This window comes from Pseudomonas sp. LAIL14HWK12:I7, assembly GCF_000483465.1.
GTDB classification, from domain to species: Bacteria; Pseudomonadota; Gammaproteobacteria; order Pseudomonadales; family Pseudomonadaceae; genus Aquipseudomonas; species Aquipseudomonas kermanshahensis.
Genome location: NZ_KI519605.1, coordinates 331,733 through 344,565 on the forward strand (window position 1 = coordinate 331,733; position 12,833 = coordinate 344,565).

The window sequence follows — 12,833 nt, forward strand, 5'->3', positions numbered from 1 at the left end:
TGACAGATGAAAAACCCCGCCATCAGGGCGGGGTTCTTCGTTGCAGCGAGTCAGCTTACTGCGCCTGGCTTACCGAGCGCGGTGCCACCGGCTGGTTGTCATTGGAGATGGTCACCTCCACGCGACGGTTCTGCGCACGGCCCGAGTTGCTGCCGTTGTCAGCCACCGGGTACTCCTTGCCGTAACCCTGGGCGACGATTCGCGCTGGGTCTACGCCAGCACGGATCAGCGCCATGCGCACGGCGCCGGCGCGACGCTCGGAGAGGCTCTGGTTGTAGTTGGCCGAGCCGACGCTGTCGGTGTAGCCCTCTACGATGACCTTGCGTTCCGGGTTCTCTTGGAGGAACTGGGCCAGCTTGGTCACGTTGGGGTAGGCATTGCTCTTGAGTACGGCCTTGTTGAAGTCGAACAGCACGTCGCCGAAGGTGACCAGCGTACCGCGGTCGGTCTGCTTGGCATTCAGGCTGTCCTGCAGCTTGGCGATTTGCGCGTCGCGGGCATCCAGCTTGGCCTGGGCGCGCTGGGCGGAGGCGTTTTTCAGTTCGCCCTCAGCCGTACGCAGGGCAATGGTCTGCTTGGCGACTTCGACACGCTGGTTGGTCAGGTAGGCGAGCTGGTCGACCTTTTTCTGATCCTCGCGGTCCATGTAGGCCTTGTCAGCTTTGTTCAGCCAATCCTGAGCATCTTTGGTTTCCAGCGCCGCGACTTTGCTCGACTGCGGGTCGCTCTGCAGCGCAGAGAAGTTGGTGCGGGCCGACTCAAGGTTGGCGTTCGGGTCGTGCGAGCAGGCTCCAAGACCGACGCTCAGGGCCAGCAGGGCGGGAATCATGACGTGTTTGCGCATAGTGTTCATCCTTTGATCGAGTGCGAAGGCTAAGGGTGGCGGGGCAGGGCTCACTGAGCGCTGCGCAGGCCTTCCTCACGTACGTCCTGAACGCCCTGGCGGGCATCCTGCACGGCCTTCTGGGCCTTGGCCGCCTGAGCCTTGCGTTCGGCGAGGCGGGCGTCCCATTCGGCTTGTTCGGCCAGACGCTTGGCGTCGTCGTACTTTTTGTCGTGCATGGCGATTTCGGCTTGCTTGAACTTGTCCTGCGCCGCTTTCATTTCCACCGCGGCGAACTCGGTGCCGCCGGCACTGACCGCAGAGTTCACGGCAGACTGGGTAACGGCATACTGCTCGGTGGGCGGGTTGCCCGCACAGCCGGCCAGGACCAGGCTACTGCCCAGGGCCAGCGCGGCCAGCTTGAACCCGCGCACATGAGTGGATGACGGTTTGAAAGTGCGGGTCTTCATGGTGGTCAGCTCCATTGGATCACTCCTGATAACGACGATGTCCGTAGCAGTCCATCGCTGAATCCCTGACAGTTACCGTGCGCTTCAGCTGAACGGTGCACGAGGGCAGTGTGCAGGGTTTTAGCGTGATGGCTAATTGCTCGGACTCAGGCGTTTTTCGAATGGTTCAGAAAAAAAATCCCTTAAACGGGTAAGTTTTTCTGACTGATCAGTCAGTGAGTTTTGTGCGGAACTTTCACGTTCAGGCGGGGTATTCCGGGCCTTGCAGGCCCGGAACAGTGTGCATCGTGGCTATTTTTCGCTGTCGTCAGCGGTGCTGCTCAGCTCTTGCAAGTGGTGCCGGGACAGCGACAGAAAACGCGGGGTGGGGCCGACATCTTCGAACAAAGGGTCGCCTTCTTCATCGGTGGCGATCACCTGGCTCCCCTTTACATAGGGGAAGCTGGCCTCGATTTCCTCGAGGGCCGCCGCCACCAATTCGCCGAGCAGTTCTTCGGCTGTGCGCTTGGGGTACATGTCGATCAGCGCGGCCAGGCGCGCCTCGGACTCCAGGTCCAGATGCAGCACATGGCCGGTACGGCTGAGGGTGCCTGCGGCATTCTGTTCCCAGTGCTGGGCGAGTTCACGGATTTTCATGATGACCTCTGTCAACGCCTCGAAAGGCTGCATTGCATCGGAGTGCTCTGCTTGCACTTTAGTTTGCTTTGCCGATCACGGCTTGCCCTTAGGCTTGCTATCGGCGCGCGGCTGGGGGCACTCTTGGCCCAGTGCTGTTTCCTGAACGAGTGCGCCAAGGCTGCGCTACAGAGAGGGCCAATGACCGATATCGATGTGCGTTTGCGTGAAGATGTCCATGTGTTGGGGGAGTTGCTCGGCGACACCATTCGTCAGCAGCACGGCGAGGCGTTTTTGCAGAAGATCGAGGGCATCCGCCACAGCGCCAAGGCCGACCGCCGGGTGGCTGGCGAGCAACTGAGCTCGACCCTTGGGGACCTGGCTGACGACGATTTGCTGCCGGTAGCAAGGGCGTTCAACCAGTTTCTCAACCTGGCCAACATGGCCGAGCAGTACCAGTTGATCCGCCGCCGCGACGCCGACCAGCCAGAGCCTTTCGAGGCACGCGTGCTGCCTGAGCTGCTGGCCCGCCTGAAGCAGGCCGGGCATGGCAACGACGCCCTGGCCCGGCAACTGGCCAAGCTAGACATTCAGCTGGTGCTGACCGCGCACCCCACCGAAGTGGCGCGGCGCACCTTGATCCAGAAGTACGACGCCATCGCTGGGCAGTTGGCCGCCCAGGACCATCGCGACCTGACCCCTGCCGAACGCCAGCAGGTGCGTGAGCGCCTGCGCCGGCTGATCGCCGAAGCCTGGCACACCGAAGAAATCCGCCGCACCCGGCCGACCCCCGTGGACGAGGCCAAATGGGGCTTCGCGGTGATCGAGCATTCGCTGTGGCAGGCCATTCCCAACCACCTGCGCAAAGTCGACAAGGCGCTGCACGACGCCACTGGGCTGCGCCTGCCGCTGGAGGCCGCCCCCATCCGCTTCGCCTCGTGGATGGGCGGCGACCGCGACGGCAACCCCAATGTCACGGCGGCGGTAACCCGTGAAGTGCTGTTGCTGGCACGCTGGATGGCCGCTGATCTGTTCCTGCGTGATATCGATGCCTTGGCCGCCGAGCTGTCCATGCAACACGCCAGCAGCGCGCTGCGGGAGCACGTCGGCGACAGTGCCGAGCCCTACCGCGCAATCCTCAAGCAATTGCGCGACCGCCTGCGTGCGACCCGCGCCTGGGCGCATGCCGCCTTGGGCAGCAGCACGCCCGCCGGTGCCGACGTACTGGTCGACAACCGCGACCTGATCGCGCCGCTGGAGCTGTGCTACCAGTCGCTGCACGAATGCGGCATGGGCGTGATCGCCGAAGGGCCACTGCTCGACTGCCTGCGCCGTGCCGTGACCTTTGGCCTGTACCTGGGGCGCCTGGATGTGCGCCAGGATGCCGCCCGCCACCGTGACGCGCTGACCGAGATCACCGATTACCTGGGCTTGGGGCGCTATGCCGACTGGGATGAAGAGCAGCGCATCGCCTTCCTCCAGGCCGAACTGAAAAACCGCCGGCCATTATTGCCTGCGCATTTCCAGCCCCAGGCGGATACCGCCGAGGTGCTGGCCACCTGCCGGGAAGTTGCCGCAGCCCCGGCCGCCTCGTTGGGCTCCTATGTCATTTCCATGGCCGGCGCCGCATCGGACGTGCTGGCCGTGCAGTTGCTGCTCAAGGAAGCCGGGCTGACCCGCCCGATGCGCGTGGTGCCACTGTTCGAAACCCTGGCCGACCTGGACAACGCCGGCCCGGTGATGCAGCGCCTGCTGGGCCTGCCTGGCTATCGCGCCGGCCTGCGCGGGCCGCAGGAAGTGATGATCGGCTATTCCGATTCAGCCAAGGACGCCGGCACCACAGCGGCCGCCTGGGCGCAGTACCGGGCGCAGGAAAACCTGGTGCGCATCTGCCGTGAGCATCAAGTGGAACTGCTGTTGTTCCACGGCCGTGGCGGCACCGTTGGCCGTGGCGGCGGCCCGGCGCATGCGGCGATTCTGTCGCAGCCGCCGGGTTCGGTAGCTGGGCGATTCCGCACCACCGAGCAGGGCGAGATGATCCGCTTCAAGTTCGGTTTGCCCGGTATCGCCGAACAGAACCTCAACCTGTACCTGGCGGCGGTGCTCGAGGCCACCTTGTTGCCGCCACCCCCACCGCAGCCGGCCTGGCGTGAGGTCATGGACCAATTGGCCGCCGATGGCGTGCAGGCCTACCGCAGCGTGGTGCGCGACAACCCGGATTTCGTCGAGTACTTCCGCCAGTCGACGCCCGAGCAGGAGTTGGGCCGCCTGCCGTTGGGCAGCCGGCCGGCCAAGCGACGCGCGGGCGGCATCGAGAGCCTGCGGGCTATCCCGTGGATCTTCGGCTGGACCCAGACGCGCCTGATGTTGCCTGCCTGGCTGGGCTGGGAAACGGCCTTGAGCAATGCTTTGAAACGCGGCCAGGGCGAGTTGCTGGCGCAAATGCGTGAGCAATGGCCGTTCTTCCGTACCCGTATCGACATGCTGGAAATGGTGCTGGCCAAGGCCGATGCGCAAATCGCCGAGGCCTACGACGAACGTCTAGTGCAACCGGAGTTGCTTCCTTTAGGTGTGCACCTGCGCGACCTATTGTCGCAGTCCTGCCAGGTGGTGCTGGGCCTGACCGGGCAGCCGGTGCTACTGGCGCACAGTCCAGAGACCCTGGAATTCATCAGCTTGCGCAACACCTACCTGGACCCGCTGCACCGCCTTCAGGCCGAACTACTGGCGCGCTCGCGCGGCCGCGAAGCCGCTCTGGACAGCCCGTTGGAGCAGGCCTTGCTGGTCACGGTGGCGGGCATTGCAGCAGGCCTGCGCAATACCGGCTGAGGTTACGCGCGGGCCGCCAGGCAAGGGTGCACCTTTAGCCGTAATAAAGGGCGAGGAGGGCGGTTGCGCCGAGCGCAACCGCCTACCGGGCAGTGCGCAAGTGGCGCATTCCTGCAACTTTGGGACGCTTGTCTGGCTGCCGGGCGCTGTGTATCTTGAGCAGCCTTCTGACCGATTTATGGTCATACCCGATTTTCCGGACTTGGCCCTGGTTGCCGAATCCATTGAATTTCATAAAAAAATTTGAGGAGCACGAGATGCGCGTAATTCTGCTGGGAGCTCCCGGGGCCGGTAAAGGTACTCAGGCAAAATTCATCACCGAGAAGTTCGGTATCCCCCAGATCTCCACCGGTGACATGCTGCGTGCCGCCGTCAAGGCCGGCACCCCGCTGGGCCTGGAACTGAAAAAAGTCATGGATGCCGGCCAACTGGTTTCCGACGAGCTGATCATCGGCCTGGTCAAGGAGCGCATCGCCCAGCCGGATTGCGCCAACGGCTGCCTGTTCGACGGTTTCCCACGCACTATTCCACAGGCTGAAGCCATGGTCGCTGCCGGTGTCGACATCGATGCCGTGGTCGAAATCGCCGTTGACGATGAAGAAATCGTTGGCCGCATGGCGGGCCGTCGCGTGCACCTGGCTTCGGGCCGCACCTACCACATTCAGTACAACCCGCCGAAAGTGGAAGGCAAGGACGACGTGACGGGCGAAGACCTGATCCAGCGCGACGACGACAAGGAAGAAACCGTGCGTCATCGCCTGTCGGTCTACCACACCCAGACCAAGCCGCTGGTCGAGTTCTACCAGAAGCTGTCGGCCGCCAATGCCGGCAAGCCGAAGTACAGCCACATCGAAGGTGTCGGTTCGGTCGACGCCATCACTGCCAAGGTACTGGCAGCCCTGAGCTGATCCAACGCCTTGCATGACAACGGCCCGCTTGCGGGCCGTTGTCGTTTATACTGACGCTCTTTTCCCTGCCCCTGGAAACCCGTTCGATGACCACCCTGCTGGCCCTGGATACCGCCACCGAAGCCTGTTCCGTTGCCCTGTTGCATGACGGCAAGGTAACCAGCCATTACGAGGTGATCCCACGTCAGCACGCGCAGAAGCTGCTGCCGATGATCAAACAACTGCTGGGTGACTCCGGTGTAGCGCTGAACGCGCTGGATGCCATCGCCTTCGGCCGTGGCCCGGGCGCCTTCACCGGCGTACGGATTGCCATCGGTGTGGTTCAGGGCCTGGCGTTTGCGCTCGAACGCCCGGTGCTGCCGGTGTCCAACCTGGCCGCGTTGGCGCAAGGCGCGATGCGTGAGCAGGGTGTGCAGCAGGTGGCTGCCGCCATCGATGCACGCATGGACGAGGTGTACTGGGGCTGCTACCAGGCAAACGAAGGCGAAATGCGCCTGATCGGCCAGGAAGCGGTGCTGGCGCCCGAGCGCGTGGCGCTGCCCGACGCCAGCACGGGCGAGTGGTTCGGTGCCGGCACCGGCTGGGGGTATGCCGAGCGCCTGGCAGTGCAGGTCGCTGCCAGCAATGCCGCAGCGTTGCCCAATGCCCTCGACATCCTCAGCCTGGCCCGCTTCGCCTGGGCGCGCGGCGAGGCCATCGCTGCCGAGCAGGCGCAACCGGTGTACTTGCGCGATAATGTAGCCACACCCAAGAAACGCTGACGGCTACTCGTCGGTTATCGCCGATGACGATAAAACCTTTCGCGCGAACTGTGGTCTAGTTATCACTCGAGCATTAGCGACGGAACACTGATGCTGCTAAATTGCCATCATTGGTCCTGAGTGCTCACACCATGCGTATCGACGGTTTCTCCTCGCAGTCCTACCCGATCAAGCGCGCTCCGCGCAAAGCGTCGGTGCGCGACGAGGCAATCGACGATGCCGAAGTGATCGAGAATGACGCGCAAAGCGACGTCTCCCAAGAGGCCACCACTCGCCGTCGCAGCGGTGGCCTGCCAGCCCGCCAGCAAGACATGGTCTTCCCCCGCGCCCGTGATCGGCGCACAGCAACGGCGCTGGCCAGTTACCTGAGCACAGCCGGTTTTACCGATTGGGACATGGAAGTACTGGGGCTCGACCTGTACATTTGAGGGATGACTCCCTCTCTTCTGCCTTATTTTCTGGGTTGTCCGTCATGGAGCGAAAGCGCCTGGCGCGATTACCTGTACCCCGCCGACGCCCGAGCCACTGAGTACCTGGGCCTGTACAGCCAGGTGTTCAATGCGGTCGAGGGCAACACCACCTTCTATGCCAGCCCCGCGCCCGCGACCGTGGCCCGCTGGGCGCAGGTCATGCCGGCGCACTTTCGTTTCACGGCCAAGTTCCCCCGCGAGGTCAGCCATGCCGCGGACCTTCGCGAGCAAGTGGACGCGGCGGTCACCTTCACCCGGTTGATGGCGCCGCTGGGTGAGCGAGTATCGCCTTATTGGTTGCAACTGCCTGCCACGTTCGGGCCTGCGCGCTTGGCAGAGTTGAGCCATTTTCTGGATGAGGTGGCGGTGCCGGTGGCCGTCGAGGTGCGTAACGACGCCTTTTTTGCGCGGGGTGAGGAGGAGCGGCAGCTAAACCGGCTGCTGCTCGAACGTGGCGTCGAGCGCATCTGCCTCGACCCACGGGCCTTGTTCAGCTGCACATCGCGCGAACCCGCCGTATTGCATGCCCAAGCCAAGAAACCCAAAGTGCCACCGCGCCCCGCAGCCTTCAGCCAGCACCCGCAGGTGCGTTTCATTGGCCACCCGCAACTGGACGCCAACGAAACCTTCCTGACGCCTTGGGTGGACAAGATAGCCAGCTGGATCGAGGAAGGCCGCAGCCCCTACATCTTCTTGCACACCTCGGATAACCGCCTGGCTGCGGCATTGGCCCAGCGCTTTCACCAGCGCCTGATGCAGCGCCTGCCCGGCCTTGCATCATTGCCGGAATTGCCACGCGCCCCTGAGGTCGAACAACTGGGACTACTCTGACCACTCCTTAATGCCTGAGGTTGAGACCATGGATGTGCAAACCCTGCGAGCCGAAGCCTTCAAGGCCCTGCATGAGCGCGACAGCGCGTTCGTCATCCCCAACCCGTGGGATGCCGGCTCTGCCAAGCTGCTGGCCAGCCTTGGCTTCGAGGCACTGGCCACGACCAGCGCGGGCCTGGCCTTCAGCCTGGGCCGGCCAGACGCCGAAGGCGCGTTGAGCCTTGACGAAACCTTGGATAATGCCGGCGTGATCGTCGATGCCACGGCGTTGCCGGTTGCCGCCGACCTTGAAAACGGCTTTGGCGACCTGCCTGAGGATTGTGCACAGACCATTCTGCGTGCCGCCGAGGCGGGCCTTGTGGGGGGCTCTATCGAGGACGCCAGCGGGCGCAAGGACGCCCCCATCTATGACCACGGTCTGGCCGTGGAGCGCGTGCGCGCGGCGGTTCAGGCGGCGCGCAGCCTGCCCTTCCCATTCACCCTCTGCGCCCGCGCAGAAAACCTGCTGCACGGGCGAATGGACCTGGACGACACCATTCTGCGCCTGCAAGCCTTTGCCGAAGCGGGTGCTGATGTGCTCTATGCGCCTGGTCTGCGCACTGTTGAAGAAATTCGCGCAGTGGTACAGGCGGTGGCGCCCAAGCCGGTCAATGTGCTGATGGGGTTGGCAGGCGTGACGCTGAGCGTCAATCAACTTCAAGACCTGGGCGTGCGCCGAATCAGCGTGGGGTCATCGCTGGCGCGCGCAGCGTTAGGGGCTTTCCACCGGGCGGCCCTGGAAATTCGCGATGAAGGCACGTTCGGCTACGGCGAACAGGCGTTGCCTTTTGCGCAGCTCAACGATCTGTTCCGTCGCTGATTGGCCATGCGTGCGTTGCTGGCGCCGCTGGTGGGCCTGTCCTTGATGGCAGGCCTGGCCTGGCACCTTGGCTGGCGCCTGCCCGATGCATGGAACCCCTGGGCGGCGCTGGACGTGCGCCAGCCACCCAACCTGCTTACTGCCTACAAACTGTCGCGCCTGCGCAATGACCCGGCGCTGTGCCGCGAAGCGCTGGCAACCAGTGGCCTGCGTTACCGGGCGCAGGCTGACAGCCCTGCATCGGCCAACTGCCCGCTGAACAACGTGTGGCGCATCGAAGGCGGTCAGGCACGGCTCAGCAGCAGTTTTCTCGCCAGTTGCCCGCTGGCAGTGGCCTACGCGCTGTTCGAGCAGCATGGCCTGCAGCCCGCGGCGCAGCGGGTATTGGGGCAGCCGGTGACCCAGGTCGATCACCTGGGCAGTTTCGCCTGCCGCAATGTCTACCACCGCAAACAAGGCCGACTCAGCCAGCATGCCACCGCCAACGCTCTGGATATCAGTGGTTTTCGCTTGCAGGACGGCCAGCGCATCGTGCTGGCGCAGGATTGGCAGGCGGGCGGGCAGAAGGCTGAGTTTTTACGCGAGGTGCAGCAGGTGGCCTGCGAGCGCTTCAGTACCGTGCTGGGGCCCGACTACAATGCCGCGCACCACAACCACTTCCACGTTGACATGGGCCTTTGGCAGATCTGTCGCTGAGCCGCTGTAAATTTAGGCGTACGCGCGAACGTTGTTCAGCACCACCGGGCGCGCCCAATGGATGTCGAATTCCAGGTCGTTCTGCTGTTTGGCCAGGGTGGTTTCGTCGTAGGGCTCGGGCGCCGGGTCCAGCAGGTTGGTCTCGAACTCGGCGATAGGCAGGAACAGTGGGCGCGGGGAGGGGCCTGGGCCCGGCTCGGCAAGCGGCTGGCCCTGGCTCATGACCACCGGGCGCAACCAGCTGTTGCTCAGGTCCAGCTCGCGCTGTTGTTCGATCAGCTCGATGGCACTGAACGGTTCAGGCGCAGGTTCAAGCAGGTTTGCCTCAAGCTCTGCCTTGGGCAGGAACAGCGGCTCGGGGGGCGCGACTTCGGTGTCGTGTACGGCGCAGGCGCGCTGGGCATCGATCAGCGCCAGTGCCCTGGCCCCGCCAATCGGCTCGCCGCTGTGCTGATCGTATTGCACGAACGACTCGCTGATACTGTCCGCGGGTACTTCCTGTTGCTCGGCCATGGCACGGGCAAAGAAATCCTGCCACAGGTGGCTGACGCCCCCGAGTGTCTGGGTATTCTGCTGACCGTAGTGGCCGACAGGCGACAGGTAGGTCAAACCGATGGGAAGAGTATCTGTCATGGCAGTCGCGCGCGTTGTGCTCTGGCAGAATAGCGGGATATTGCCTGTATCGGCCGTGGTTGCCGATTCATTAAGGGCTGGGTTTGATTTTTAGGTGTGGACGATGGAAGAGCAAGGCACGGGTATCAGGGTCGAAGCGATGTCGGCTGAGTATGCGCAACAGGCCACGGCGTGGGCCGAGCGCCTGGGCCTGCCGCTGCAGGACGATGCCGCCGGCTTCGCTGTGCAGGTGGGCGCTGAAGGCTTGCAGATCCAGCAATTGGGCCCACAGGCGCCTGGGCCCGTGCGGGTGGACTTCGTCGAAGGCCAGGCTGCGCACCGGCGCCAGTTTGGCGGTGGCAACGGGCAGATGATCGCCAAGGCGGTCGGCATTGCTCAAGGTGTTCGCCCGCAAGTGCTCGACGCGACCGCAGGGCTGGGCAAGGATGCCTTCGTGCTGGCCAGCCTGGGTTGCCAGATGACCCTGATCGAGCGCCAGCCGCTGATTGCCGCGTTGTTGGAAGACGGCCTGGCACGGGCCCGTGCCGATGAAGAGGTGGGCCCGATCGTCGGGCGTATGCGCCTGCTGACCGGCAATGCCATCGAGCGCATGCGCGCGTGGGAGGGCGAGCCGCCGCAGGTGATCTACCTCGACCCGATGTTCCCGCACCGGGACAAAAGCGCACTGGTGAAGAAGGAAATGCGTGTGTTCCGGCCGTTGGTGGGGGATGACATGGATGCCCCGGCCTTGCTCGAAGCCGCCCTGGCGTTGGCCAGCCATCGGGTGGTGGTGAAGCGCCCGCGCAAGGCACCGATCATCGACGGGCCGAAGCCTAGCCATTGCCTGGAGGGCAAGTCGAGCCGGTATGACATCTACCCGAAGAAAGCGCTGAAGGCCTGATTACGAAGACGCTTGTAGGAGCAGCCTTGTGCTGCGAAGAGGCCGGTGAATTCACCTTGAATCTTCACGGCTTTCACCGGCCTCTTCGCAGCACAAGGCTGCTCCTACCGTACCGGGTTCGTGCCGGTAGGTTGAATGGATCCCGCTAAGGGCGGAACGCCCGCATGAACACCCCCACCACCTCACGCACATGCGCCTCGGCCTCGTCGCCTTCCAACGGCCCGGCGCACCCCAGCAGCAACCGGTAGTCCGGTGCGCCCTTGACCATGCAGAAGAAGTGCTCTGCCGCGCGCAACGGGTTATCGATGCGCAGCAACCCGCGCTCATGCGCTCCGCGCAGCAGTGCTTCCATACCCGCCAGCACGCGTTTGGGCCCGGCTTCGTAGAAGTACTCGCCAAAACTTGGGTCCGAGCTGCCCTGGGCCATGATCAGGCGGCTGAGCTTGACCGCTTCGTCGCTGCTGATCAGGGCCTGGAAGTTACGCGCAATGGTCAACAGCACCTCTTCCATCGGTGCCCCCTCGGGGTACTCGAACAGCAGGTCCGGCAGCTGGATCTGGCAGGTTGCCATGACCGCCGAGCAGAACAGCGTCTGTTTGTCGGTGAAGTGGCTGTACACGGTGAGTTTTGAAACACCTGCCGCCGCAGCGACCGCATCCATGCTGGTGTTGGCATAGCCAAGGCTGAGGAACAGTGTCTTGGCCGCTTCGAGGATCGCCTCGCGCTTGGCCAGGTCCTTGGGGCGACCGGGCCCGATGGGTGCGTCGTTGGGCATTGGAGTCTGCATCTGGTTGAAGAGTCGCCCATCTTAACGGGTCGCACGCCATCCGGCCTCAAGGAATGGCCAAACGTTGATGTTGATTTTCTTTCCGGCGCTGGCTTCCCGGCTTCGGTTTGCTGATTTAATATACCCGTCAGTATAAATATTCGATGTGCTCTTCGCGAAAGGATTCATCATGTTGCGCCATGCCTTGTCCATCGCTTTGCCCGCTACCGTCGCCCTGTTGCTGACGGCGTGTGGCCAGGAAACCGCACCGCCCGCTGCGCCGCGCCCGGCACTGGTGATCCAGCCGCAGCCTGCCGAAGCGGCAGCCGACAGCTACCCCGGCGAAGTGCGTGCGCGCTTCGAGCCGGAACTGGCCTTCCGCATCGCTGGCAAGGTCAGCAAGCGCCTGGTCGAGGAAGGGCAGCGGGTCAAGGCCGAGCAGCCGCTGGCCGAGCTGGACCCCCAGGATGTGCGCCTGCAACTGGAGGCCAATCGCGCCCAACTGGCGGCCGCCGAAGCCAACCTGGCGCTGGTGCGCGCCGAGCGTGATCGCTACCAGAAGCTGCTGGACCGGCAGATGGTCAGCCATTCGCAATACGACAATGCCGAAAACCTCTACCGCGCCGGCATGGCCCGCCTTAAACAAGCCAAGGCCGAGTTCGACGTTGCCGGCAACCAGGCCGATTACGCGGTGCTGCGTGCGCCGCAGGCTGGGGTGATCGCTAAGCGCCAGGTCGAAGTCGGCCAGGTGGTCGCCGCCGGGCAGACCGTGTTCACCCTGGCTGCGGATGGCGAGCGTGAGGTAGCCATCGGCCTGCCGGAGCAGCAATTCGCCCGCTTCGCGGTGGGGCAGGCGGTCAGTGTGGAACTGTGGTCGCACCCTGGTGAGCGTTTCGAAGGGCGCATCCGTGAACTTTCGCCGGCAGCCGACCCACGCTCGCGCACCTTTGCCGCGCGCATCGCCTTCACTTCAGCCAAGGCACCGGCCGAGCTGGGCCAGAGCGCGCGCGTGTTCATTGCCCATGAGGGCCTCATCCCACTGGCGGTGCCGTTGTCTGCGGTGACCGCAGAAAACGGCCAGGCCTATGTCTGGCGGGTCAACCCGGACCACCGCCTGGCGCGCACGGTGGTGCGCCTCGGGCCATACGGCACCGACAGCGTCCCGGTACTCGAAGGCTTGAAGCCGGGCGACTGGGTGGTCGCCGCGGGTGGCCATGTGCTGCGCGAGGGGCAGGAGGTGCGCCCCGTGGACCGCACCAACCGTGTAGTGAACCTGACGGCCAAGGAGTAAG

General features: G+C 64.1%; 14 protein-coding genes. 9 read left to right on the forward strand and 5 right to left on the reverse strand.

The window, feature by feature from the left end:
• Positions 1-55 precede the first annotated feature (55 nt).
• The 3 genes from D886_RS0120910 to D886_RS0120920 all read right to left on the reverse strand — a co-directional run bounded on the left by D886_RS0120910 (position 56) and on the right by D886_RS0120920 (position 1,929).
• On the reverse strand, positions 56-844 hold the full coding sequence (locus D886_RS0120910) for an OmpA family protein (RefSeq protein WP_027595758.1): 789 nt from the start codon (positions 842-844) through the stop codon (positions 56-58).
• Between the two features lie 50 nt (positions 845-894).
• Positions 895-1,308, reverse strand: a complete 414-nt coding sequence (locus D886_RS0120915; protein WP_027595759.1) for a DUF4398 domain-containing protein — start codon at positions 1,306-1,308, stop codon at positions 895-897.
• A 276-nt stretch (positions 1,309-1,584) separates the two neighbouring features.
• Positions 1,585-1,929: a pilin assembly protein gene (locus tag D886_RS0120920; protein WP_027595760.1), complete on the reverse strand. Its 345-nt coding sequence runs from the start codon at positions 1,927-1,929 to the stop codon at positions 1,585-1,587.
• Positions 1,930-2,109: 180 nt separating this feature from the next.
• Here D886_RS0120920 and ppc point away from each other — a divergent pair, with 180 nt between their 5' ends.
• The 7 genes from ppc to D886_RS0120955 all read left to right on the forward strand — a co-directional run bounded on the left by ppc (position 2,110) and on the right by D886_RS0120955 (position 9,262).
• Positions 2,110-4,737, forward strand: a complete 2,628-nt coding sequence (gene ppc, locus D886_RS0120925) for a phosphoenolpyruvate carboxylase (protein WP_027595761.1) — start codon at positions 2,110-2,112, stop codon at positions 4,735-4,737.
• A gap of 257 nt (positions 4,738-4,994) precedes the next feature.
• Positions 4,995-5,645: an adenylate kinase gene (gene adk / locus D886_RS0120930; RefSeq protein WP_027595762.1), complete on the forward strand. Its 651-nt coding sequence runs from the start codon at positions 4,995-4,997 to the stop codon at positions 5,643-5,645.
• An 86-nt stretch (positions 5,646-5,731) separates the two neighbouring features.
• Positions 5,732-6,406, forward strand: coding sequence for a tRNA (adenosine(37)-N6)-threonylcarbamoyltransferase complex dimerization subunit type 1 TsaB (gene tsaB, locus D886_RS0120935; protein ID WP_027595763.1), 675 nt, complete (start codon positions 5,732-5,734; stop codon positions 6,404-6,406).
• A gap of 131 nt (positions 6,407-6,537) precedes the next feature.
• Positions 6,538-6,834, forward strand: coding sequence for a hypothetical protein (locus D886_RS0120940; protein ID WP_027595764.1), 297 nt, complete (start codon positions 6,538-6,540; stop codon positions 6,832-6,834).
• Between the two features lie 3 nt (positions 6,835-6,837).
• Positions 6,838-7,707, forward strand: coding sequence for a DUF72 domain-containing protein (locus tag D886_RS0120945; RefSeq protein ID WP_027595765.1), 870 nt, complete (start codon positions 6,838-6,840; stop codon positions 7,705-7,707).
• Between the two features lie 28 nt (positions 7,708-7,735).
• A complete protein-coding gene (locus D886_RS0120950) occupies positions 7,736-8,566 on the forward strand; it encodes an oxaloacetate decarboxylase (protein ID WP_027595766.1) in 831 nt (276 codons plus the stop codon).
• Positions 8,567-8,572: 6 nt separating this feature from the next.
• A complete protein-coding gene (locus tag D886_RS0120955) occupies positions 8,573-9,262 on the forward strand; it encodes an extensin family protein (RefSeq protein WP_027595767.1) in 690 nt (229 codons plus the stop codon).
• Positions 9,263-9,274: 12 nt separating this feature from the next.
• Here D886_RS0120955 and D886_RS0120960 read toward each other — a convergent pair whose 3' ends face one another.
• Positions 9,275-9,895, reverse strand: a complete 621-nt coding sequence (locus tag D886_RS0120960) for a hypothetical protein (RefSeq protein ID WP_027595768.1) — start codon at positions 9,893-9,895, stop codon at positions 9,275-9,277.
• Positions 9,896-9,998: 103 nt separating this feature from the next.
• On the opposite strand from D886_RS0120960, the gene D886_RS0120965 reads away from it, so the two are divergent.
• On the forward strand, positions 9,999-10,775 hold the full coding sequence (locus tag D886_RS0120965; RefSeq protein WP_027595769.1) for a class I SAM-dependent methyltransferase: 777 nt from the start codon (positions 9,999-10,001) through the stop codon (positions 10,773-10,775).
• A 145-nt stretch (positions 10,776-10,920) separates the two neighbouring features.
• On the opposite strand, the gene D886_RS0120970 is transcribed toward D886_RS0120965, so the two are convergent.
• On the reverse strand, positions 10,921-11,562 hold the full coding sequence (locus D886_RS0120970; protein ID WP_027595770.1) for a TetR/AcrR family transcriptional regulator: 642 nt from the start codon (positions 11,560-11,562) through the stop codon (positions 10,921-10,923).
• Between the two features lie 169 nt (positions 11,563-11,731).
• Between D886_RS0120970 and D886_RS0120975 the strand changes: the two genes are divergently transcribed.
• The gene (locus D886_RS0120975; RefSeq protein WP_027595771.1) at positions 11,732-12,832 is read left to right on the forward strand and encodes an efflux RND transporter periplasmic adaptor subunit; all 1,101 of its coding nucleotides are present in this window, start codon (positions 11,732-11,734) and stop codon (positions 12,830-12,832) included.
• The last annotated feature ends 1 nt before the right edge of the window (position 12,833 follow it).